The organism is Pseudarthrobacter sp. HLT1-7 (assembly GCF_059383435.1).
This window is the reverse complement of record NZ_JBWZCH010000011.1, coordinates 107,206-129,004: the sequence shown is the minus strand read 5'-3', so window position 1 is coordinate 129,004 and position 21,799 is coordinate 107,206. Positions and strand designations below refer to the sequence as shown.

Genomic DNA, 21,799 nt, shown 5'->3' with positions numbered 1-21,799 from the left:
TACCATTGCACCCCCGACGAGCCGGCCAGGCCAAGGGAGCTGTCAATGGCAACCCACGGACCCTGTGAAACAGAAGGCCCCGGCCTCTTCCCGTTACCTGGCCACCCTCACTTCATATCGTCTAAAAACAGACTCAATCAGCACGCTCCTGGGGTGACTGGTGTGTCCGAAGCCCTCCCCTCTCGCCTCTCTCGCGGATGCGTTGAAGAACGTCCGGCATCATGGCGGTTTTCGCTGCGGATTCGGCTCCCCGACACGGAAACGGCCCGGCGCTGCGCGGATTCCCGCAGCGCCGGGCCGTTTCCGTGTCGCGGGACTTTTTGCGCAGCGGAAACCATACGGTGGCGCTCCGGGTGGCGGCTCCGGCTTCGGCGTTGTGCCGGGCCCGGAGCCGCCGTCGCGTTCCACCTGAAGACCGGCCGCCTCAGCCGTAGCGCGGAATGGTGCATCCGTGGACAATCGGAGTTGTGACATCTGGAATGCCGCGGGGATGAGCCACCTCGACGAGGTCGACGGATCCACCCCCGTGCCCGGCAGGGAATCGGGCGGGGCGCGGCCGGCCGGGAACGCGGAAGCGGGCCGGTCCTTCCGGCGCAGCCGGCACTTCCTGACGTTCGCCACTATGGTCGCGGTCATTGCGCTCGTTTGGGCAGCACTGGCATTCTTCGGAAATCCGGACGGCACCGACCGCCCGGGCGACGCCAACACCGGGGTTCCGCCGGGCACGCAGCTCACTCCATATAACACCGCCGGGACAGACCTCGTCATCACCGTGGACGGGACCGTCCTGGCGGGCCTGGATATCTGGGGCGACATTAAGATCCGTGCCAGCAATGTGACTATCCGGAACTGCCGGCTGCGCGGCGGGCTGCAGATCCCGCCGTCGAATACCGGGATCGTGGATGCCACCGACGCGGGCGTGAAAGGGCTACTGGTCGAGAACAGCACCATCGCGCCGGAACGGCCGTCCTACTTCCGCGACGGAGTCGTGGGCCATGACTACACGGCCCGCCGGAACAACATCTACGGCACTACCGACGGGCTCGGGATTTTCAACCGCCCCAATGGACCGCCGACGGCAAACGTGGTGGCCGACGCCAACTACATCCACGACCTCAGCTACTTCAGCAACGACCCGGCCCATGCCGACGGCACGCACAACGACGGCATCCAGGTCCAGGGCGGCGAGAACATCCGGATCACGGGCAACCACGTGATCAGCTCCACAGTCCGGGGCCCGGGCAGTGAATCCAGCGCCCATGGAACGTCCGGGGGCGCGGCGATCCTCCTGCAGCAGAACGTCGCCAAGCTGTCCGGCGTCGTCGTCGAGAATAACTGGCTGGACGGCGGCCAGAGCAGCATCGTGATCGACAACGCCAACTACTCCAACATCACGGTCACGGTCCGCGCCAACAGGCTCGGCCGGAACCAGTACGATTTCGGCAACGACTCGAGGTACCCCGTGCGCATCATCGACTGCCGGGCCAGCACGGTCACCGGCCTCTTCAGTAATGTGTGGGCGGACACCCGCGAGGCCTTGGGCGAGGGTGCCGCAGCCGGGATCCGGTACGACCGGAAGTGTTCATAACCGGCGCCTAACGAAGTGGGCGGCCTTGCCGACAGTAAGAGGAGAACACCCTCCCCCTTGCTGAGCAACGCTGAGCGCGAGAACAGAGCAGAATCGGCCCATGATCGTCGTCACACGCCTCAACGGAACGCGCTTCGCCATCAATCCGGACCTGATCGAGCGTATCCACGAGAGCCCCGACACCCACCTGGTAACACTGGACGGCGCGGCCTACGTCGTGTTGGAAAGCCTTGCGGACGTGGTGGAACTCATTGCCGACTACCGGGCGTACGTGCTGGGCAAGGCGCGGGATTTCCCCGCCGTTACGGGATACCCGCTGAGTCTGGTCCCTCCCTCGGATCCCAAAGGCGCCGCCAGTCTCACCGCACCTGAGCAACCAAGAAAGTAACCCATGGATCCCGCAACAGTCATCGGACTGCTCCTCGCCTTTGGCTCACTCATCGTCATGGTCCTGCTGGAAGGCGGCAGCCTGTCCTCACTGCTGCTGCCGGCCCCCATGATTCTCGTTTTCGGCGCGACCCTGGCCATCGGACTCGCCGGGAACACGCTCAAGGACGTCGTCCAGGCATTCAAAGCCGTGCCGGGGATGTTCATCGGAAAAACCGCGAAGCCGCAGGACAGCATCGACCAGATGGTCCGGTTCGCGGAAAAGGCCCGCAGCGAGGGCCTGCTGTCCCTCGAGGAAGAAGCCGCTGGCGTCAATGACCCCTTCCTTGCCCGTGCCCTGCAGAACATCGCCGACGGCACCGACGCTGAAGACCTCCGGATGCAAATGGAGGATGAAATTGATACGAAGGCGCGCAGCGATCATTCCGCTTCGAAGTTCTTCGCGTCCCTCGGCGGCTACGCCCCCACCGTCGGTATCGTGGGCACCGTTGTGTCCCTGACCCACGTCCTGGAAAACCTCTCCGAACCGGAGCAGCTGGGGCACATGATTGCCGCGGCCTTCGTTGCCACCCTCTGGGGGTTGCTGTCGGCCAACTTCATCTGGCTCCCGTTCAGCTCGCGGATGGCCCGGCTGTCCGAACTGGACATCGAACGCCGGACTCTGCTGATGGAGGGGATGCTCGCGGTGCAGGCCGGGGCCCAGCCGCTGTTGCTCGCCGAGAGGCTTCGTTCCATGGTCCCCGAGCACCAGCTCAAGAGCCCGGGAAGCGGACGCAAGGCGGCCGCTGGCAACGCTGAAACGATGGACACGGCCGCGTGAGTGGCCGCCGACGCCCCCGCAAAAAACCCGAAGAGCACCACGTTGACGAACGCTGGATGGCGTCCTACATGGACATGGTCACGGTGCTCATGTGCCTTTTCATCGTTCTCTACGCCATGTCCACGGTGGACGCCAACAAGTTCGAGAAGCTCCGCAATTCCCTGGCCACAGGCTTCGGCTCGGTAGCGTCCGAAACCGTGGACACGGCCGAGGGCACCGTGGTCCCGCCGGAGCTCGTGAACAAAGAGCTGGAAGCCTTCGCCGCCAGCCAATCTGCGGCGTCGCCGGCCACGCCGGAGGCCCTCGAGGCGGCGAAGAAGGAAGTGGACCGCTTGCGCGCCCTGGAAGCCCAGATGCGGGCGGGCCTGGCGGCGGCCGGACTCAGTGAAAACGTGGAATTCCAGATCGATCAGCGCGGGCTGACCGTCAAACTCATCGGATCCCAGACCTTCTTCGCCGCTGACCGGCCGGAACTGACAGACCGCGCTTCCCAGGTCCTGCAGATCGTCTCCCCGGTCCTCGGCCCGGCTGCCCTGGAGATCATGGTCGAAGGCCACGCAGCGAACGGCGTGACGGCCTACCCCTCCACCTGGGAGCTGTCCTCCGCGCGCGCCGTCAATGTGCTGCGCTACATGGTGGAGCGCGGCGGGATTACTCCCGGGACCATCGGCGCGGTCGCGTTCGGCTCCGCCCGGCAGGTCAACGACGATTCCACGCCGGAACTGATGGAGCGGAACCGCCGGGTGGACATCGTGGTTATCTCCGACCAGCCCGACGTCGTCCGGGCCCTCATTCCCGAAGCGCTGAAGCTCAGCCAGAAATAGCCGCATCTTGCCTGCTGCAATTTGCTTGACGCGGATTGCTTACGGCGGCAGATCCCTTGCCGATAGTGGCAACCGTGAGTGTTCTGGATGAGCGGGAAGTGGTACGGGAGCGGACCGTAACCGTCTACGACTTCCGGCGTCCCGCGACGCTGGCACGCGAACACAGCCGCGTGCTGGAGCTCGCCTTTGAAACCTTCGCCCGCCAATGGGGCACCCAGCTGACCGCCAAGGTCCGAGTCAAATCCGTCGTCCGGCTCGATGACGTCAGCATGCTGAGCTACGACGAGTACGCAGCCTCCCTGCCCGCCGTGACCTCCATGGTGCTGTGCACCGTCGAGGCCCACGATTCCAAGCTCGTGGTGCAGTTCCCGGCACCGGCGGCCCTCGGCTGGGTGAACCGCATGCTCGGCGCCTCCAAGGACGCGCCCATGCCGGACCGCAAGTTCACCCAGATCGAGCAGGCGCTGGTCAAGGGGCTCATGGACGAGGCCCTCGAGGACCTCGGCTACTCTTTTGGGCCGCTGCTGAGCGAGGCAGTCCGGGTGGACACCATCCAGTACAACTCCCAGTTCGCCCAGGCCGCAGCGCCCAGTGAACTGATGATCGTCGCGGCGTTCACCATGAACGTGGGCGACATGAGCGCCCCGGCCACCCTTGCCGTCCCGGCCGCCCTGCTGCTCGGGCGGCTCAAGAAGGTCAACCCGACCGACAACCGCGGCGACGCCCCGGCCCGCGTCAGTGCGCAGCTGGAGCGGGTCCCCGTGGAGCTGTCGGTGCGGCTCTCGACGTCGTTCGTCACCCCCAGCCAGATCCTTGGCCTCGCCGTCGGAGACGTCCTCACCCTGCCGCACTTGGAAAACAGGCCGTTTGACCTCACTCTGGACGGCACCAGGCTCGCCACCGCCGCCCCTGCCCGCAACGGATCCAGGGCGGCTGCCGTTATTGTCACAATCGAGGAGAATCACCGATGAGCATCACCCTGACCAGGCACGAATCGTCGGCGGAACGGCTGGTCGAGGAGCTGCCGAGCCCGGTAGCGTTAAAAGTTGTTGCGCTGGTGCCCGCACGGGCCGCCGCGGCGTACGCCCGTCAGGCCGTCACCGCAACGTTCGTTGGCTCCGTCACTGCGGATCTCGCCCTGATGCTCAGCGACCGTACATTCCTCGATGAGGCTGCCGGAGCCGGAAACCAGCTTGGACACGTTTCGGTGACCGATGTCCTGCGCCCCGCGATGGAAAGCGCCAGTTCAGCTTTCGGCGCCGGCGTCCTGAGCGACCTGCGGGAATCCGACGCGTCCGGGCTGCTCTCGGACCCGGACACGGCCGTCTTCGAACTTTCCGACGGCGCCAGCCCGGCGGCCTGGTTCGCGGTCCGCCTGCGGGAGCACAGCTCCGGCCAGGACAGCGGCGGCGACGTGTTCGCCGGCGCGGATGCCGTCGCCGGCCGGCTGGGCCGCATCAACAACATCGAAATGGCCCTGACCGTGGAGATCGGACGCACCCGCATGTCGGTCCGCGACGTGCTCGCGCTCGAACCGGGCAAGATCATCGAACTTGACCGCTCGGCCGGGGCCCCCGCCGATGTACTCCTCAACGGCCGCCTGATCGCGCACGGCGAAGTGGTGGTGCTGGACCAGGACTACGCTGTCCGGATTACCCGCATCCTCGATGTTGCCGAGGGGCTCAGCTGAATGGACTCGCTGATCCTCGGGCTGCGGGTACTCGTGGCCCTGGGCGCGGTGCTGGGCCTTATGTGGTTCCTGCAGCGCCGGCTCGGCAAAGGCACCGGACGGCGGCGCGCTGACCGTGCGCTGACCATCGTCAGCCGCCAGAGCGTCGGCCAGAAGGCCTCCGTGGTGGTGGTCGACGCCGCCGGCCAGCGATTCCTGCTCGGCGTCACCGACCACGCCGTCAACGTCCTGCACACCGGCGACATCCCGGCGGAAGCGGAAGAGGTCCCGGTTGCCGAGAACCGCGCCGGCGAATTCGCCCGTCTCCTCGCCGGATTCGGCCCGCTTTCCGGCGGAAAGACCGGCTTCCCGGAGATCACAGCGGACAGCCAGGCCGCCGGCGAGGGAGCCGGGCGCACCGCCGGCGAGGCCGACGTCGAAAGTGCTTCCTCCGGCGTGGCCGGCGCCGGCTCGGAGAGAGTTCCGCCGTCCCGGCGCAGCACCCTGCACGGGGATTCCCACGCGCGCGGCCCCGCGACGCGCGCGGGCAGCCCCGCACACCCGCCTCTGCACGGTTCGATCCTGGCTGGCTCCACCTGGAAGCAGGCCGCTGCCGTTCTCAGGAGCGGACGCCGCAATTGAACCGCCCCCTCAGCACCCGGCCGGCCAACGCACGCCCGGCCGCCGCCCCTGACCGGCGCCACCCGGCCAGGATTGTCTTTCTGGGACTCGCCGCCGTCTTCCTCGCGGCCCTGTTGCTGTGGCTCAACGCTGCAACCGGCCACGCCGCACCCATCGACCCCACCCCGCCGGTGGCCCCGACGGATCCGGCCAACCCCGGCGGCAGCGTCAACATCGAGATCAACGGACTCGACGGCAAACCGTCTACCGCCGTTCTGACCCTGATCGGGATCACCCTGCTCTCGGTGGCGCCTGCGCTGCTGCTGATGATGACGTCTTTCACTAAGATCTTCGTGGTCCTGGCCATGACCCGCAACGCGCTGTCGTTGCCTTCCATCCCGCCGAACCAGGTGCTGGCGGGCCTGGCCCTGTTCATCTCGATTTTCGTGATGTGGCCCGTGCTCAATGAGATAAACACCATCGGGATCCAGCCCTACCTCAACGGCACCCTGGACTTCAACGGCGCCGTGGCGGCCGCATCCGGCCCGCTGCAACAGTTCATGCTGGCCCACACCCGTGAAGAGGACATTGCGCTGATGACCCGCGCTGCGGGTGCAGAAAATCCGGCCACCCCGGAGTCGGTGCCGCTGCAGAGCCTGATCCCGGCGTTTATGATTTCCGAACTGCGTGCCGCGTTTATCATCGGCTTCGTCATCTTCATCCCGTTCCTCGTGATCGACCTCGTAGTCTCCGCGGCCCTGATGTCGATGGGCATGATGATGCTCCCGCCGGTGATGATCTCGCTGCCCTTCAAGATCCTCCTCTTCGTCCTCGTGGACGGCTGGGGCCTGATCATCACCTCGCTCATCCAAAGCTATGCGGGCACCGGATGAACGCCAACGCCGTCCTGGATATCTGCCTCCAGGCCATGATCGTGGCCGCGAAGCTCTCTGCCCCCGTCCTGGTGACGGCGCTCGTCGTCGGCCTGGCCATCGCGTTGCTGCAGTCCATCACCCAGCTTCAGGAGGCCACCCTGTCCTTCGTGCCCAAGGCCGCGGCGGTGGCCATCGCGCTGCTGGTGTGCGGGCACTGGATGATCTCGGAGATGGTCACCTTCACCAACGATCTCTTCGCCAAGATCCCGTCGCTGCTCGGCGGCCTGTGAGGTGGGTATCCCGATCGACCCGACGTGGCTGGAAGTGCTTTTGCTGGCCACCGTCCGGATGACGGCATTCCTGATCGTGGCGCCGCCCTTCGCCCACCAGTCATTCCCGGGCCGCGTCAAGGCCATGCTGGGTCTCGGCCTGGGCCTGGCCGTCTCACAGCGGGTCTCCGTCGGCTACACGCCACGCGACACGGCAGGCTTCGTTAGCGGGGTGGTCCTGGAGCTGGTGACCGGGCTGGCCCTCGGATTTCTGGTCCTGGTGATCTTCTCCGCCATCCAGTCCGCCGGCAGCCTGATCGACCTCTTCAGCGGGTTTCAGATGGCGCAGGCCTTCGACCCGCAAATGATGGTCAACGGCGCGCAGTTCACCAGGCTCCTGCAGATGGCCGCCCTGGCCTTGCTGTTCGCCTCGGACGGCTACCAGCTGGTCATCACCGGGCTGACGGGCAGCTTTGCGGCCCTGCCTCTGGCCGGCGGCATGGATCTGGCCCAGCCGGTCCAGGCCATGACGGCGGCGGTCACCGGCATGTTCCTCGCCGCAGTCCAGATCGCGGGCCCCCTGGTGGTGGTTTTGTTCCTCGCCGACGTCGGACTGGGCCTGCTGACCCGCGTGGCACCGGCGCTGAACGCCTTCTCGCTGGGCTTCCCGCTCAAGATCCTGCTGACGCTGATGCTGGCAGGTTTTATGTTCCTCGCGCTGCCCAGGATCGTCTCCAGCCTGGCCGGCCAGGCCGCCAAGTCCGTGCTGGGGGTGGGCTGATGTCGGATTCACAGGAAAAGACCGAGGAAGCCACCGACAAACGGATGAAGGAGGTCCGCTCCAAGGGCCAGCTTTCCCGGTCCCAGGACCTCACCGCGTGGCTCGGTGTCGGGGCCGCGGCCATCATGATCCCCGCAACGGTCGAACGCGCGTCCAACGCTGCCACGGACCAGCTCTTCAGCGTCCGCGGCATCGTGGCCGCTCCGGACCCGGGCAAAGCCGTGAAAGCCCTGGAAGACGGCCTCGCGGCCATCGCCGGCATCGTCGGTCCCATGCTGATGGTCGTCTTTGTTGTGGTCCTCGCCGGATCCGCGCTGCAGGGCGGAGTGCACCTGAAGAAGTTCAAGTTCGATTTCGAGCACTTCAAACTGCTCGGCGGACTGAAGCGGATGTTCGGCATGCAGGCAGTCTGGGGCGGAGTCAAGGCGCTGCTGAAGGCCAGCGTGGTGGGCCTCGTCCTGTACAGCGTGGTGCAGGGCCTGGTCCCGGTCCTGCTGACCGCCGGGGGAATGCCCGTGGCGGGTGTGGTGCAGGCCGCGGGCGGGGGCATCGCCGCCCTGATCCAGTTCGCCGTGGCCGCCGGAATCGTGCTGGCGGCGGCCGACTTCTTCGTCGTCATGCGCCGCAACCGCAAAAAGACCCGGATGTCCAAAAAGGAAGTCCAGGACGAGAACAAGAACAGTGAAGGCGATCCGCTCATCCGGTCCCAGCGCCGGGCCCGGCAGATGGCAATGAGCCGGAACCGCATGATCGCCGCGATCGGAGACGCCGACGTCGTGCTGGTGAACCCTACGCACGTGGCGGTGGCACTGAAGTATGAACCCGGCAAATCCGCGCCCCGTGTGGTGGCCAAAGGCTCCGGCCACATCGCGACCAGAATCAGGGCAGAGGCCGAGGCAAAGAGCGTGCCGATGGTCCAGGACATTCCGCTGGCCAGGGCACTGCACAGCTCCTGCGATCTGGGCCAGGAGATCCCGGTGGACTTCTACCGCGACGTAGCCGGTGTCCTCGCCTTCGTGATGGCACTCAAGGCCCGCGGCGCCGCCGTCGGGATGCACCGCATGAGCAGCACAACCGCAGCCGTAGGAGTTGCCGTATGAGGCACCGCGTGAACACTTTTCGAACCAGCGTCTGTGAAAGGACCGCACCATGATCAAGAAGCTCGCCCCGCTGACGGTGCCCATCGGCATTGTTGGCATTGTGCTGCTGCTGATTGTTCCGGTGCCCGCGCCCCTGCTGGATGTCCTCATAGTCTGCAACATCCTGCTGGCGCTGCTGGTCCTGCTGACCAGCATGTTCGTGAAGAAGCCGCTGGACTTCTCTGTCTTCCCCTCGCTCCTGCTCGTCGCCACCTTGTTCCGGCTGGGCCTCAACGTCGCCTCCACCCGGCTGATTCTGGGGGAGGGGCACGCCGGCCAGGTCATCGAAGCCTTCGGCAAGGTGACAGTGGGCGGCTCCATGATCATCGGCGCGGTCATCTTCCTGATCCTGGTGGTCATCCAGTTCGTGGTTGTCACCAAGGGAGCCGAACGCGTCGCCGAGGTGGGCGCCCGCTTCACCCTCGATGCCATGCCCGGCAAGCAGATGGCGATCGACGCCGACCTCAACGCCGGCCTGATCACCGACACCCAGGCCCGCGAACGGCGGGCCGAGGTCTCGGCCGAGGCCGACTTCTACGGCGCCATGGACGGTGCCTCGAAGTTCGTCAAGGGCGACGCGATCGCCGGACTGATCATCATCATCATCAACTTCATCGGCGGCATCGCCATCGGCATGCTGCAGCGTGGCATGGAGATCGGCGACGCCGTGGGCACCTACGGCATCCTGACCATGGGCGACGGGCTGGTCACCCAGATCCCGGCACTGCTGATGGCAGTGTCCACCGGCATGATCGTGACCCGCTCGAACACCGAATCGGACATGGGCCGCACAGCGTCCACCCAGCTGATGCAGTCGCCCAACGCACTGATGATCGCCGGCGTCGCCGCGATCGCCATGGCCCTGATCCCCGGCATGCCGCCGCTGCCCTTCCTTCTGGTCGGAGCCGGGCTGCTCATCGCGTCCCGCCGGATCGCCGCCCGGCAGCAGCACAACGAGAAGTCGGCCGAAGCCGAGGCGGCCGCGCTGAACTTCCCGGAGATGGATCCCAACGAAAAGCTCCTCGAGGACATGCGCATCCACCCTGTGGAGATCCTGCTGGCCCCGGACCTCGTGGACATGGTCTCCGGCGCCTCCGATGACCTGCTGGCCCGGGTGCGGTCCCTGCGGCACAAGATTGCGATGGAGCTGGGCCTTGTCATCCCGCCCGTCCGCACCAGGGACAGCGTGGACCTCCCGCCGGCAAGCTACGCGATCCGGATTGCCGGCGTGGAAGCCGGCCGCGGCACCGCCCCGAGCGGCCAGATGCTGGCCCTGGGTGACAGCCTCGACTCGCTCCCCGGCATCGCAATGATCGAGCCGGTTTTCGGCCTGGCCGGCAAATGGATACCGGCGGAAATGCGGCATAACGCCGAAATGACCGGCGCCACCGTCATCGACCGCGTCTCCGTCCTCGTGACGCACCTTTCATCGATCGTCACAGCCAATGCCGCCCGGCTGCTCTCCCGCGAGGACGTCCGCGTGCTCACCGAAGGGGTGCGGAAGCAGAGTCCTTCCGCAGTCGACGAACTCACCCCCGCGCTGCTCTCCCTCGCCGAGCTGCAGCGCGTACTCCAGGGCCTGCTGGATGAACATGTGCCGATCAACGACCTGGCCCGCATCTACGAGGCGCTGACGCTCCGCGCCAAGATCTCCACCGACCCGGAGTCGCTGGTCGAGGCCGCCCGCCAGGCCCTCGGCCCCGCGCTGACGGCCAAGTTCATGGACGGTCCCGTGCTCAACGTCATCATGATCGACCCGCTCCTGGAGCAGTCCATGCTCGAGGACATGCGCCCCGCCGAGGGCGGCAGCCAGATCGTGATGGGTCAGGACAGGCTCGACGCCGTGTTGCGCTCGGTGAGCCACGCCGTCGACGCCGCCGCCGCGGCCAACCGCCAGGCCGTGCTGGTCTGCGCTCCGGCGCTCCGGCCCGCCATTCACCGGCTCGTGGGATCGCAGCCGGGCTCGGTGCCCGTACTGTCCTACCGGGAAGTTACCTCCGCCAACGTCCGGATCGAAACTGTAGGAGTTGTACGCCATGCCGAACCCCTATCGGCTTAAGGGAGCCTCGCTGGAGGAGATCCGGCGAAAGGCCGAACTTCAGCACGGGCCCGCCGCCCGCATCGTCTCCGCGGAGCGCGTCACCAGCCCCGGAATTGCAGGGCTCTTCGCCGGTGACCGGTACGAGGCGATCATCGAGGTGCCGGCCGGCCGTGAGGTGGTCACGGGCGAAGTGGTTCCCGAGGCGGTCCTCCCGGTCGCGGCGGATACTGCTGCCGCCCCACATGCGGCGGCAGCTCCCGCACACCAGCTGCAGGGTGCGGCGATCGCGGCCCTGCTCGAAGAGGCGGACGCGGCCGAACTGAAGCTGCACCGGCCCGTTAGCGCCGGCCTGTCCACCGAGTCGCCGGACTTTGCCGAACTGCTGGAGCAGCTTGGTGCCGGGCTCCGCGCCCCGGCCGCCGTCGTCCCGGACCGCGCACAATATGCCGTCGTCCCGGCCGCCGTCGTCCCGGACCGCGCTCGATATGACGCCGCCGTTGCCGCCGCTCCTACGACCACGGCGCCCGCCCCGCGGCGCGAGATGGTCCCCACCGTGCTGAGCGGCGTCGGGGACCTGGTGGTCCTCGTCGGGCTGGGGGACGATGCTCTCGACGCAGCTCTGGCCATGTCCACGGCAGCCGGCGGCGCCGATGTGCGCACGGCCGGAAAGCTGTCGGCCTACGGCCACCTGCACGTGGAGGGACGCCAGGGCGCGACGGCGGCCCGCGCCCACGCAGTGCTGACGGAACAGACAGTTGTGGTGGCGTTCGGACTCGGGAAGGCCCGCGATGCCATCGCCCGGCTCCAGTCCGTCGCCGCGCTCTCCGCTGACCAGCTCTGGGTGGTGGTGGACGCGGGACGTAAGGCCGAGGACACCACACGCTGGGTCGGGGTCCTCGCAGCGCAGCTGACCATCAGCGCGGTGGCCGTCGTAGGAGCCGCCGAAACGGCCACCCCCGAAACCGTCAACAGGCTCGGATTGCCGCTGGGGTGGATCGATTCTGCTCCGGCACACGCCGTGACGATCTGACATGGGCAGAAGTGGCACGGCCGTGGCATCGGGAATCGTCCGCGGCGCCACACAGCGAAGGGTAGATTGAGAGAATGCTGGTACTCACACGCAAGCCGGGCGAACAGATCATGATCGGCGACGGGATCGTCATCACGGTTCTGGAAGGCCGCGGCGACGGTGTCCGGATCGGCATCGAGGCACCCCGCGGCGTTCCGATCCAGCGCCGCGAGGTCATCGAGGCCATCGCGGCCGCCAACCTTGCCGCAGCCCAGGCGGGCGTGGAATCCGAGGACGCGCTCCGCGGCCTGCTGCCGCCGGCGCCTGCCCCCAAAACGGGCTGACCGGCGCCTCTGATCAGTCCGGGGTTCCGTCGAGGTAGTTCTCGAGCAGGGGCTGGGTTGTCCGGCGGGTGACCGCCAGCGCGCGCTCAATGTTTCCCGCCGTCGTCAACTGGTCGAGATCTCCGGCCGTGTCCGTCTCACCGGATGCGCCGGCAGCCGGCTGACGGTTCACACGACGCAGCGTGTCCTCATTGGCACGGGCGGCGTCGCCGAGTTGCTGGAGCAATTCGCGCAGCCCTTCCAGATGATCCTGCAGGACCTCGGGCCAGGCACCGGGCGGTGCCCCCGCCACGAGCCCGATCAGGGTCGCTTGGGCCGGCAAGCCCCATTCCGCCGCCACCGCGGCCGATTCGACACTCCGGGCCAGGGCTTCAAAGCGCATCCGATCGAGGACACTCTCCATCTCGGAAGCCGTAAAACCAAGCCATTTCAAATTGCCGGCCAGGACATGGAGCCGTTGCGTCTCCAACCTGAAAAGCAGCAGTTCCAGCTGGCGGCGCTCCTGCCAGAGAGCCGCCGATAGATCACCTGCACCCATAGGCCCCATTCCCTTGCCGCCCCGATGAAAAGAGTTACCGCATTTTCAGCCAAGCTTTTCCCTGAGGTTACACGCAGATTGGGACTCGGGTGATACGTTTCGTCATGGGTGCTGCGCCCGGGTTTCACACTCCGACGTCCCGGTGGGAAGTACGGGACCGTTTTCGGCTGCGGCTCTCGGCCTTTTTAAGGCCTCCGGATCTGGGCTCTTTGGGGGAACTATTGAATCGCGTGGAACGCAACGAGATGGTCACACAGCATCTTCCGCTGGTTGGCTATCTTGTCTCAGACTTGTGCTCAAAGGCATCACACCTTTCCCGCGATGACCTGGCGTCTGCCGGCGCCATTGCCTTGATCACCTCGGCCGATTCCTTCGACCCGGACCTCGGCGTACCATTCGGTGCCTTTGCGCGCCGGCGTATCCTCGGCGCGTTTGCCGACGAGATGCGTGCCAGTGACTGGGCCACACGGTCCGCGCGCCGCCGGATCAAGGAGACGATGTCGGTCCAGGAAACCCTAGCCGCAGCCCTCGGACGCACCCCCAGCGTCGACGAGATCGCTTCGTCCCTGGGCGTCCAGCAGAGCGTCGTCGAAGCGGCCCTCGCCGACGCCTCCCGCACCCTGACGCCGCTCGATGATGCCGTCGTCGACACGCTGGCCGCAGAAACGCTGACGCCGGAACACTCCGTGCTCGCGGACGAACGGCTCCAGTACCTCCGCGCAGCCGTGAAGTCCCTCCCGGATCGCATGCGCTACGTCGTCGAGGAGATCTACTTCGGCGACAGGACCGTCAAGGACCTGGCCGCGGAACTCGGGTCCACCCACGCGGCGGTCTCCCAGCAGCGTGCCGAGGCCATTCGGCTTATGCGTGACGGCCTCACGGCCCACTATGCGGACGATCCTGATCGGGGCTTCGAACCGCAGTCCCGGATCGCCCCGCGGCGCCGCAACGACTACCTGTCGCAGCTGGATGCGGCCACCGCAGGGGGCATCACCCGCGCTCTGTTCCCGCTGGGGCCGGTGCTTAACGAGGCGGTTTGAGCCTGCGGTGCGGCCAGCGCTAAGCCTGCGCTGGACCCTCACCACTGACGGTAGTAAGTCGACTTAGTAAGCTGACCGAGAAATTCCGCCGGGACCGGCGCGCACCTCGGGGCGCTGGGGTAGCGTCTGAAGCATCGGCCCCAGCGGTATGGGGCGCAACGGAATCGGACCTACCCAGGAGGACCCATGAAAGCAACACCGACCCTCACGACCAACCTGCAGGCAGTGCTCGTGGACCTGATCGAACTTCATGTCCAGGGCAAGCAGGCACACTGGAACATCGTGGGGACGAACTTCCGGGACCTCCACCTGCAGCTGGACGAAATCATCGATGCTGCCCGCGCCTTCGCAGATGACCTGGCGGAGCGCATGCGGGCCCTCCACGCCCTGCCGGACGGCCGCAGTTCCACGGTGTCCAAGTCCACCGCCCTCGCCGAATTCCCGGCCGGCCTGATCAACACCAAGGACGCCATCGAGCGGATCGTCGCGGCTCTCGAGGCCGCCGTCGGCACCATGCGCAAAGTCCATGACGAAGTGGACGAAGAGGACCCGACGACGGCGGACCTGCTGCACGCGTTTATCGCCAAGCTGGAGCAGTACGCCTGGATGGTCAACGCGGAGACCATGCGAGCCGGCACCAGCGTTACCACCGCGGACAGCAAATAGTCGCCACCCGCAGTTCCAAGCGCCCGACGCCGGGTACCTGCCGGCGTCGGGCGCTCTGCTGTATGGCGCTGACCGCCTGACCCCGCACGACGGCGTCGTTCCATCCCGCTATTTCGCGGTCGGCACCTTGCGGAGGACGACGCCGGCGAGGACTGACGCGCCGGCCATCAGCACCATCGCGATGGCGGACGTGATGTGAACACCGGAGTCAAAGGCGGCCCGGGCCGCCTCTGTCACGGCTTCGGCCAGGGGTCCCGGCAAGGTATGGGCCAGCTCGATGGCGCCGGCGAGCGTCTCGCCGGCCTGGGCCGTCGCCTCTGCCGGGGCCGTCCCGGTGGCGCCGGCGGGAAGCCGGAGGTTCTGCTGGTACGAGGCCGTCAGGATCGAGCCGAGCACGGCCGTGCCCAGCAGCGAACCGACCTCGTAGCCGGTTTCCGAGATGGCGGCCGCCGCACCGGATTTCTCCGCGGGGGCGGCGGCGAGGATCAGGTCATTGGAGATGGTCTCCGCCGCGCCGACCCCCAGACAGAGCACCAGCAGGGCCGCCAGCAGCGAGGCAGGGCCGTTGCTGTGATTTCCGAATGCCACCAGGGTGTACCCCGCCGCGCTCAGCAGCAGCCCGCCGGCCACCACAAATCCCGGCCGGACCTTCCGGACAAGCGGCACCACCAGCAGGCCCGCCGCGACGGTGGCGATGAGGGCCGGAACCATCGCGATCCCGGACTCCGAGGGGGACTGCCCCTCCAGCAGCTGTAGATGCTGGGCGAGGAAAAAGATGAAGCCGTTGAAGGAGAACAAGGCCAGGACGTTGGCAATAATCGCGGTGCTGAAGACCCTGTTGCCGAAGAGGCTGAGATCCAACAGCGGCGAGGCCGGGCGGCTCTTCGACGGGGCGCCCGTTTTCCGGCCGGCGTCCTCCGTGCCCGCACTATTCCGGCCTGCCGCGACAAGGGCCCGCTGCCGCCGGACGAAGATGTACCCCATGAGCAGGCCGAAGCCGATCGCGGCGAGCGGTTCCGGCGCGAGGCCGTGCGTGGCCAGGTCCTTGATGCCGTAGACCACCGGAACCATGACCAGCAGGGACAGAATGACGCTCGGCGCATCCACCCGGCCGGGAGCGGGGTCGCGGGATTCCGGGATGAGGGCGGGACCCAGCACCAGGAGGGGCAGGATGATCGGCACCGCGACCAGCAGGATGGCGCCCCACCAGAAGTTCTCCACCAGCCAGCCGCCGAAGATCGGGCCCAGGGCCGCACCACCGGAGAACCCCGCAGCCCAGATGGCCACGGCCAGCCGCCGACGGTTGGGCTCCGGGAAGATGTTGCGGATCAGGGACAAGGTGGACGGCATCAGCATGGCGCCGAAGAAGCCCAGGCCTGCGCGGCCGGCGATCAGCCATTCGGCACTCGGGGCAAAGGCGGTGACCGCGGAGACAGCCGCGAAGCCCATGCTGCCGATGAAGAGCAGCCGGCGGCGGCCAATCCTGTCACCCAGGCTGCCCATCGCAACCAGCAGGCCGGCGAGGACCAGGGGATAGGCATCCACAATCCACAGCAGCTGGACGCCGGTGGCGTCAAGGCTGCGGGCGATCGCCGGCAGGGCGAAGGTGAGGGCCGTGTTGTCGACCGCCACGAGCAGTACCGGAAACATCAGCAGCGCCAGCGCCAGCCAGTCGCGCCACGGCGCACGCGGGACCGTCGTCGACGTCGTCTCGGTGGCCCGCGTTCGCAAGCCGCCGGTGCCGTCCGGGGTAAAAGATGTGTTGCTCATGGTGATAACTGTACCGTCTGGACGGTATAGTTAGGAAACCCGGGTTGAGAAACCAGTCTCGGCACCGGGCATGATAGTAACCATGGCCAGAAAACCCGTCGCCCGCGAAGCCGTCCTTGACGCCTTCGAATGCCTGCTGATTGAAGAGGGCGAACGTGCCGCGACCCTGGACGCCGTCGCCAGGCTGGCCGGCGTCTCCAAGGGCGGACTGCTTTACCACTTCCCCAACAAGGAAGCGATGGTCGCGGTACTGCTGGAGCGGCTGGACCGGCTGCTCGCCGAGGATCTCGACGCCATGGCCGCCGCCCCGGAAGGTGCCGCGGCATTCTTCATCAAGTCGTCGGTCTGGGCGGACACCCCGCTGGACCGGGTGTTCGTGGCCGCCACCCGGCTGGCCGAAGTGGCCCACCAGGAAACCCTGCACCGTTTTGCCGCCGCCCAGGCCGGCTGGCTGGAACTGCTGGCGACCGACGTCGGGCCCGGTATGGCCAAGGCCGTCCTGTACATGGGGGACGGACTGTATTTCAACGCCATGCTGGCCCGCGGGCCCGGCGGGCTGTTCCCGGAAATCAGCGGCGACGTCGAGAGCCTGCTGGCTGCCGTCGAACGGCTGCGCGGCTGAGGTGCCCCCGCGCCGTGGGCCGCACGCCCGTAACCTGGGCCCGCCGGCGGGCGAAGTTTGCGGACCGGGGCCGGGCATAGGACAATGGGAGCTGTGACTGCGGTCACGAGCAACTGAATATGCCATTGATCTGCGGCGGGAGAGTCCTGCAAGTAGGTACAAGCAGGCGCCGTAGGAGCAAACCCTCCCCAGGAATCTCTCAGGCCCACGTACCGCCGCGGCAAGGCAACTCTGGAAAGTAGCAGGCTGTCCTCCGACATGCTGTGCTCACCGACGGTGCAACCGGGGCCCTGCGAGAGCACGGCCGCGCGGAAACTCTCAGGTCCAATACAGAGCGGGGAGGAACCCGAATCAATGCGGCGCACCCTGCGCCGCCTTAGTTATGGAGTTCCTTGTGACTGTTTCCTCAGCCTCCACGTCCTTCGTTGACCGGCACATCGGCGCCCGCCGCCAGTCCGACGTCGACGCCATGCTGAAGGCTGTCGGCTACGACACCGTCGATGCGCTGGTGGACACCGCCGTCCCGAAAGTCATCCGGCAGGACTCCCCGCTGGCGCTCGGCGAGGCCCTCAGCGAAGTGGAAGTCCTCGCCGCGCTGCGCAAGATTGCCGCGAAGAACAAGACGGCCGTCCAGATGATCGGTCAGGGCTACTACGACACCCTCACCCCGGCCGTCATCCGCCGGAACATCCTCGAGGCGCCTGCCTGGTACACCGCGTACACGCCGTACCAGCCGGAAATTTCGCAAGGCCGGCTTGAGGCGCTGCTGAACTTCCAGACCATGGTCCAGGACCTCGTCGGGCTCCCCATCGCCAACGCCTCCCTGCTGGACGAAGCCACCGCCGTCGCCGAGGCCGTGCTGATGATGCGCAGGGCCAACAAGAATAAGTCGGCCTATGACGGCAAGACCGTCCTCGACGCCGACTGCCTGCCGCAGACCATAGCGATCGTCAAGGGCCGCGCCGAGGCACTCGGCTTCGAGGTTGAGGTCGCCGACCTCTCCAAGGGCCTGCCCGACGGCGTCATCAACGGCGTGGTCATCCAGCAGCCCGGCGTGTCCGGCCGCGTGTTCGACCACACCGCCGTCATCGCGGATGCCAAGGGACGCGGCGCCCTGGTCACGGTCGCGGCGGACCTGCTCTCGCTGACGCTCATCACCCCGCCGGGGGAACAGGGCGCCGACATCGCCGTCGGCTCCGCCCAGCGCTTCGGTGTCCCGCTGTTCTTCGGCGGGCCGCACGCCGCCTACATGGCAGTGCAGAAGGGCCTGGAACGGTCCATGCCTGGCCGCCTCGTTGGCGTGTCCAAGGACAACGCCGGCGTCCCCGCGTACCGGCTGGCACTGCAGACCCGCGAGCAGCACATCCGCCGCGAAAAGGCCACGTCCAACATCTGCACCGCGCAGGCCTTGCTGGCCATCGTCTCCTCCTTCTACGCCGTCTACCACGGCCCGGACGGCCTGAAGGCAATCGCCGAGACCACCCACGGCCACGCCAAGACCATCGCTGCCTCGCTGAAGGCCGCCGGCCTGCAGGTTCTGCACACGTCCTTCTTCGACACCGTCACCGTTTCCGTCCCCGGCAAGGCCGCGCAGATCATCGCCGCCGCCGAGGCCACGGGCATCAACCTGCGCGGCATCGACGCGGACACCGTCGGGATATCCACCGATGAAGCAACGACGGCGGCGATCGTCGCCGACGTCGTCGCCGCCTTTGGCGCCAGCGTCGTTGAGTCGTCCGAAGAGTTCGGCCTGGACACCGCCGTCGGGCGCACCTCCGATTACCTCCAGCACCCGGTCTTCAACACCCACCGCTCCGAGACGCAGCTGCTGCGCTACATCCGCCGGCTCTCGGACCGCGACCTCGCCCTGGACCGGACCATGATTCCGCTCGGCTCGTGCACCATGAAGCTGAACGCCACGGCCGAGATGGAAGCCATCTCCTGGCCGGAGTTCGCGTCTATCCACCCCTTCGCCCCGGAATCCCAGACGGCAGGCTGGCGCGAGCTGATCGAGGACCTCGAAGCCCAGCTGACCGAGATCACCGGCTACGACCAGGTCTCCATCCAGCCGAACGCCGGATCCCAGGGCGAGCTTGCCGGCCTGCTTGCCATCCGCGGCTACCACCACTCCCGCGGCGAGGCCCAGCGCAACATCTGCCTGATCCCGGCCTCCGCTCACGGCACCAACGCGGCCTCGGCTGTGCTCGCCGGCATGAAAGTTGTTGTTGTGGCTACCGCCGCCGACGGCACGATCGACCACGCCGACCTGCGGGCCAAGATCGAGCTGCACCGGGACGCGCTGTCCGCCATCATGATCACTTACCCGTCCACCCACGGGGTGTTCGACGCCGATGTCCGCGAGGTCTGCGACGCCGTCCACACGGCAGGCGGCCAGGTCTACATCGACGGGGCCAACCTGAATGCCCTCGTCGGGCTGGCCCAGCCCGGACAGTTCGGCGGCGACGTGTCCCACCTGAACCTGCACAAGACGTTCTGCATCCCGCACGGCGGCGGCGGGCCCGGCGTCGGCCCCGTGGCCGCCCGGGCACACCTGGCGCCGTTTATGCCCGGCAACGCCGCCGATCCGGCCAACGGCGCAGAAGGCACCCCAATCTCCGCGTCGCGCTACGGATCGGCGGGCGTGCTGCCGATCTCCTGGGCCTACGTGAAGCTGATGGGAGGCACGGGCCTGACGGACGCCACCAAGTCGGCGCTGCTCGCCGCCAACTACATCGCGGCCCGCCTGAACGACTTCTTCCCGGTGCTCTACACCGGCGAAGGCGGACTCGTGGCGCACGAATGCATCCTGGACCTGCGCGAGCTCACGGCCAAGACCGGTGTGACCGCCGAGGACGTGGCCAAGCGCCTGATCGACTACGGCTTCCACGCCCCGACGCTCGCGTTCCCGGTGGCCGGCACCCTGATGGTCGAGCCCACCGAATCCGAGGACCTCGGCGAGATCGACCGCTTCATCACCGCCATGGTCTCCATCCGCGCCGAAATCGACCAGGTGGCGCACGGTGACTTTACCGCCGAAAACAGCCCGTTGCGCAACGCCCCGCACACCGCCGCCGCCGTCATCAGCACCGGCTGGGCCCACGACTACCCGCGCGAGCAGGCCGTCTTCCCGGTTCACACGCTCCGGCAGGACAAGTATTTCCCGCCGGTGGGCCGGGTGGACGGCGCCGCGGGTGACCGGAACCTGATCTGCTCCTGCCCACCCCTCGAAGCCTTCGAGGACCACTCCGACGACTCCGCCAACTAAGGACAGCCAACGATGACTGAGAACTACACGGCACTTTACGAAGAGCACAAGAAGCTCGGCGCCTCCTTCACGGACTTCGGCGGATGGCAGATGCCGCTCAAATACAGCTCCGAACTGGCCGAGCACCACGCCGTCCGCAACTCCGCGGGCATCTTCGACCTCTCCCACATGGGCGAAGTCTGGGTCACCGGCCCGGACGCCGCCGCGTTCCTGGACTACGCCCTGGTCGGCAAGATCTCTGCGATGGCGATCGGCAAGGCAAAATACTCGCTGATCTGCAACGAGGACGGAGCCATCATCGACGACCTCATCACCTACCGCCGCGGAGAGCTGAAATTCCTGGTCGTCCCCAACGCGGGCAACGCCAAGGTCGTGGCCGAGGCCCTCGCTGAGCGGGCTGGTTCCGGAAAAAGCGGGGGTTTCGACGTCGTCGTCGAGGATGCGTCCGCCGGGACCTCGCTGATCGCGGTGCAGGGACCCAAGGCCCAGGAGATTCTGCTCCGCCTCGTCCCCGCCGCGCAGCACGCGCTCGTCACCGGCTTGAAGTACTACGCCGCCGTCGACGTCCCGTTCATGGTCGGCGGCACCAGCCGGGAGCTCCTGCTGGCCCGCACCGGCTACACCGGTGAGGACGGCTTCGAGATCTTCGTCGCGAACGGCGACGCCTCCGCCCTCTGGCAGGCGCTCGTCGCCATCGCCGAGGACGGCGAGCTGACGCCCGCCGGGCTGGCGTCCCGGGATTCACTCCGCCTCGAGGCCGGCATGCCGCTTTACGGCAACGAACTCTCGCTCGACGGCGACCCGTTCGCCGCGGGGCTGGGACCCGTCGTCGCGCTCTCCAAGGAAGGCGACTTCGTCGGCAAGACCGCCCTGGCCGCCAAGAAGGAAGCCGGAGCCGGAGCAACCACGGGCCGCAAGCTCGTCGGACTTAAGGGCCTCGGACGCCGGGCCGGCCGCGGCCACTACCCGGTCCTCAAGGACGGCAACACGGTCGGCGAAGTCACCTCCGGCCAGCCCTCACCCACCTTGGGCTACCCTGTCGCGATGGCCTACGTCGACGTCGAGTTCACCGACCCCGGCACCACGCTCGACGTCGACCTGCGCGGCAAGATGGAGCCGTTCGAAGTGGTCGCACTGCCGTTCTACAAGCGCGTCAAGTAGTCCCTCAGTTCCAGGGTGCCGTCGGGGCCGGTATCCTCAGCGGTACCCGGCTCCGGGGCCGGCTGGCCCCAGTTTTCACGCGTGCTGCTCCTTCTCCCCACCGTCTCCCTAACCTCGCAAGCTCGGCCAGGGAACCCGGACGGCGTGGGCCCCCGCTTTGACGCACGCTTTCGAAAACCGCGGCCAGCCGCCCCCTCGAGGACGCTTCACCTTTCGGACCACGGACTCGAACGGGACTTACGGGAATCGGCGCCTTCGAAAGGTAAAGGTGCTGAAGATGGACCGCCTACCGAGGGTCGGTTCTAGAAGAATACGAACGGCCACGGTTCCTTTCCGGAAACGGATGGCCTCGAAAACTGAACTGGTTGTT

Annotated in this window: 21 protein-coding genes and 2 riboswitches; of the genes, 19 read left to right on the top strand and 2 right to left on the bottom strand. The window is 67.1% G+C overall.

What is annotated here, in order from left to right:
• The first annotated feature begins 451 nt into the window (after window positions 1–451).
• The 14 genes from AC50X6_RS12265 to AC50X6_RS12200 all read left to right on the top strand — a co-directional run bounded on the left by AC50X6_RS12265 (window position 452) and on the right by AC50X6_RS12200 (window position 12,367).
• Complete coding sequence (locus AC50X6_RS12265) at window positions 452–1,588, top strand: right-handed parallel beta-helix repeat-containing protein (protein ID WP_494966475.1); 1,137 nt, start codon at window positions 452–454, stop codon at window positions 1,586–1,588.
• Window positions 1,589–1,688: 100 nt separating this feature from the next.
• Window positions 1,689–1,976 carry a flagellar FlbD family protein gene (locus AC50X6_RS12260; RefSeq protein ID WP_494966474.1) on the top strand — a complete coding sequence of 96 codons (288 nt, stop codon included), beginning with the start codon at window positions 1,689–1,691 and terminating at the stop codon, window positions 1,974–1,976.
• Between the two features lie 3 nt (window positions 1,977–1,979).
• Window positions 1,980–2,795 carry a motility protein A gene (locus AC50X6_RS12255; protein ID WP_494966473.1) on the top strand — a complete coding sequence of 272 codons (816 nt, stop codon included), beginning with the start codon at window positions 1,980–1,982 and terminating at the stop codon, window positions 2,793–2,795.
• Window positions 2,792–3,619 (top strand): OmpA/MotB family protein, encoded by an 828-nt coding sequence (locus AC50X6_RS12250; protein ID WP_494966472.1) that lies wholly within the window; start codon window positions 2,792–2,794, stop codon window positions 3,617–3,619. The genes AC50X6_RS12255 and AC50X6_RS12250 overlap by 4 nt, the downstream gene beginning before the upstream one ends.
• Window positions 3,620–3,693: 74 nt before the next feature.
• Window positions 3,694–4,590 carry a flagellar motor switch protein FliM gene (locus AC50X6_RS12245; RefSeq protein WP_326967584.1) on the top strand — a complete coding sequence of 299 codons (897 nt, stop codon included), beginning with the start codon at window positions 3,694–3,696 and terminating at the stop codon, window positions 4,588–4,590.
• Entirely contained in the window at window positions 4,587–5,309 is a 723-nt protein-coding gene (gene fliN, locus AC50X6_RS12240; RefSeq protein WP_326967583.1) for a flagellar motor switch protein FliN, read from the top strand. The genes AC50X6_RS12245 and fliN overlap by 4 nt, the downstream gene beginning before the upstream one ends.
• Entirely contained in the window at window positions 5,310–5,930 is a 621-nt protein-coding gene (fliO, locus tag AC50X6_RS12235) for a flagellar biosynthetic protein FliO (RefSeq protein WP_494966471.1), read from the top strand.
• On the top strand, window positions 5,927–6,802 hold the full coding sequence (gene fliP, locus AC50X6_RS12230) for a flagellar type III secretion system pore protein FliP (RefSeq protein ID WP_494966470.1): 876 nt from the start codon (window positions 5,927–5,929) through the stop codon (window positions 6,800–6,802). The genes fliO and fliP overlap by 4 nt, the downstream gene beginning before the upstream one ends.
• Window positions 6,799–7,074: a flagellar biosynthesis protein FliQ gene (gene fliQ / locus AC50X6_RS12225; RefSeq protein ID WP_326967581.1), complete on the top strand. Its 276-nt coding sequence runs from the start codon at window positions 6,799–6,801 to the stop codon at window positions 7,072–7,074. Before fliP ends, fliQ begins: the two co-directional genes overlap by 4 nt.
• A gap of 1 nt (window position 7,075) precedes the next feature.
• On the top strand, window positions 7,076–7,834 hold the full coding sequence (locus AC50X6_RS12220) for a flagellar biosynthetic protein FliR (RefSeq protein WP_494966469.1): 759 nt from the start codon (window positions 7,076–7,078) through the stop codon (window positions 7,832–7,834).
• Complete coding sequence (locus AC50X6_RS12215; RefSeq protein WP_494966468.1) at window positions 7,834–8,934, top strand: EscU/YscU/HrcU family type III secretion system export apparatus switch protein; 1,101 nt, start codon at window positions 7,834–7,836, stop codon at window positions 8,932–8,934. The genes AC50X6_RS12220 and AC50X6_RS12215 overlap by 1 nt, the downstream gene beginning before the upstream one ends.
• A gap of 49 nt (window positions 8,935–8,983) precedes the next feature.
• Window positions 8,984–11,032, top strand: a complete 2,049-nt coding sequence (locus tag AC50X6_RS12210) for a flagellar biosynthesis protein FlhA (protein WP_494966467.1) — start codon at window positions 8,984–8,986, stop codon at window positions 11,030–11,032.
• Entirely contained in the window at window positions 11,010–12,044 is a 1,035-nt protein-coding gene (locus AC50X6_RS12205) for a hypothetical protein (protein WP_494966466.1), read from the top strand. The genes AC50X6_RS12210 and AC50X6_RS12205 overlap by 23 nt, the downstream gene beginning before the upstream one ends.
• A 74-nt stretch (window positions 12,045–12,118) precedes the next feature.
• A complete protein-coding gene (locus AC50X6_RS12200; protein WP_494966465.1) occupies window positions 12,119–12,367 on the top strand; it encodes a carbon storage regulator in 249 nt (82 codons plus the stop codon).
• A gap of 13 nt (window positions 12,368–12,380) precedes the next feature.
• Here the strand turns inward: AC50X6_RS12200 and AC50X6_RS12195 are convergent, their stop codons facing one another.
• Window positions 12,381–12,905, bottom strand: a complete 525-nt coding sequence (locus AC50X6_RS12195; protein WP_494966464.1) for a flagellar protein FlgN — start codon at window positions 12,903–12,905, stop codon at window positions 12,381–12,383.
• Window positions 12,906–13,126: 221 nt separating this feature from the next.
• On the opposite strand from AC50X6_RS12195, the gene AC50X6_RS12190 reads away from it, so the two are divergent.
• Window positions 13,127–13,945, top strand: coding sequence for a sigma-70 family RNA polymerase sigma factor (locus tag AC50X6_RS12190; RefSeq protein ID WP_494966463.1), 819 nt, complete (start codon window positions 13,127–13,129; stop codon window positions 13,943–13,945).
• A gap of 186 nt (window positions 13,946–14,131) precedes the next feature.
• On the top strand, window positions 14,132–14,611 hold the full coding sequence (locus tag AC50X6_RS12185) for a Dps family protein (protein WP_494966462.1): 480 nt from the start codon (window positions 14,132–14,134) through the stop codon (window positions 14,609–14,611).
• A 108-nt stretch (window positions 14,612–14,719) separates the two neighbouring features.
• Here the strand turns inward: AC50X6_RS12185 and AC50X6_RS12180 are convergent, their stop codons facing one another.
• Window positions 14,720–16,381, bottom strand: coding sequence for an MFS transporter (locus AC50X6_RS12180; protein ID WP_494966461.1), 1,662 nt, complete (start codon window positions 16,379–16,381; stop codon window positions 14,720–14,722).
• 82 nt (window positions 16,382–16,463) lie between these two features.
• On the opposite strand from AC50X6_RS12180, the gene AC50X6_RS12175 reads away from it, so the two are divergent.
• From AC50X6_RS12175 to gcvT, 3 genes are all read left to right on the top strand, one after another.
• Complete coding sequence (locus AC50X6_RS12175; RefSeq protein WP_494966460.1) at window positions 16,464–17,003, top strand: TetR/AcrR family transcriptional regulator; 540 nt, start codon at window positions 16,464–16,466, stop codon at window positions 17,001–17,003.
• A 126-nt stretch (window positions 17,004–17,129) separates the two neighbouring features.
• Window positions 17,130–17,228: riboswitch (glycine riboswitch) on the top strand.
• A 1-nt stretch (window position 17,229) separates the two neighbouring features.
• Window positions 17,230–17,346, top strand: a riboswitch (glycine riboswitch).
• A 39-nt stretch (window positions 17,347–17,385) separates the two neighbouring features.
• Window positions 17,386–20,268, top strand: a complete 2,883-nt coding sequence (gene gcvP / locus AC50X6_RS12170; RefSeq protein WP_494966459.1) for an aminomethyl-transferring glycine dehydrogenase — start codon at window positions 17,386–17,388, stop codon at window positions 20,266–20,268.
• Between the two features lie 12 nt (window positions 20,269–20,280).
• The gene (gene gcvT, locus AC50X6_RS12165) at window positions 20,281–21,429 is read left to right on the top strand and encodes a glycine cleavage system aminomethyltransferase GcvT (RefSeq protein WP_494966458.1); all 1,149 of its coding nucleotides are present in this window, start codon (window positions 20,281–20,283) and stop codon (window positions 21,427–21,429) included.
• Window positions 21,430–21,799 lie beyond the last annotated feature (370 nt).

What these genes read in the sequence shown, in the direction of transcription:
- AC50X6_RS12215 (WP_494966468.1), top strand. Translation starts at nt 7,834, where the DNA reads ATGTCGGATTCACAGGAAAAGACCGAGGAAGCCACCGACAAACGGATG.
- fliN (WP_326967583.1), top strand. Translation starts at nt 4,587, where the DNA reads ATGAGCATCACCCTGACCAGGCACGAATCGTCGGCGGAACGGCTGGTC.
- AC50X6_RS12185 (WP_494966462.1), top strand. Translation starts at nt 14,132, where the DNA reads ATGAAAGCAACACCGACCCTCACGACCAACCTGCAGGCAGTGCTCGTG.
- AC50X6_RS12205 (WP_494966466.1), top strand. Translation starts at nt 11,010, where the DNA reads ATGCCGAACCCCTATCGGCTTAAGGGAGCCTCGCTGGAGGAGATCCGG.
- fliO (WP_494966471.1), top strand. Translation starts at nt 5,310, where the DNA reads ATGGACTCGCTGATCCTCGGGCTGCGGGTACTCGTGGCCCTGGGCGCG.
- AC50X6_RS12210 (WP_494966467.1), top strand. Translation starts at nt 8,984, where the DNA reads ATGATCAAGAAGCTCGCCCCGCTGACGGTGCCCATCGGCATTGTTGGC.
- gcvT (WP_494966458.1), top strand. Translation starts at nt 20,281, where the DNA reads ATGACTGAGAACTACACGGCACTTTACGAAGAGCACAAGAAGCTCGGC.
- AC50X6_RS12255 (WP_494966473.1), top strand. Translation starts at nt 1,980, where the DNA reads ATGGATCCCGCAACAGTCATCGGACTGCTCCTCGCCTTTGGCTCACTC.
- AC50X6_RS12195 (WP_494966464.1), bottom strand. Translation starts at nt 12,905, where the DNA reads ATGGGTGCAGGTGATCTATCGGCGGCTCTCTGGCAGGAGCGCCGCCAG.
- gcvP (WP_494966459.1), top strand. Translation starts at nt 17,386, where the DNA reads ATGGAGTTCCTTGTGACTGTTTCCTCAGCCTCCACGTCCTTCGTTGAC.
- AC50X6_RS12200 (WP_494966465.1), top strand. Translation starts at nt 12,119, where the DNA reads ATGCTGGTACTCACACGCAAGCCGGGCGAACAGATCATGATCGGCGAC.
- fliQ (WP_326967581.1), top strand. Translation starts at nt 6,799, where the DNA reads ATGAACGCCAACGCCGTCCTGGATATCTGCCTCCAGGCCATGATCGTG.
- AC50X6_RS12260 (WP_494966474.1), top strand. Translation starts at nt 1,689, where the DNA reads ATGATCGTCGTCACACGCCTCAACGGAACGCGCTTCGCCATCAATCCG.
- AC50X6_RS12180 (WP_494966461.1), bottom strand. Translation starts at nt 16,381, where the DNA reads ATGAGCAACACATCTTTTACCCCGGACGGCACCGGCGGCTTGCGAACG.
- AC50X6_RS12175 (WP_494966460.1), top strand. Translation starts at nt 16,464, where the DNA reads ATGGCCAGAAAACCCGTCGCCCGCGAAGCCGTCCTTGACGCCTTCGAA.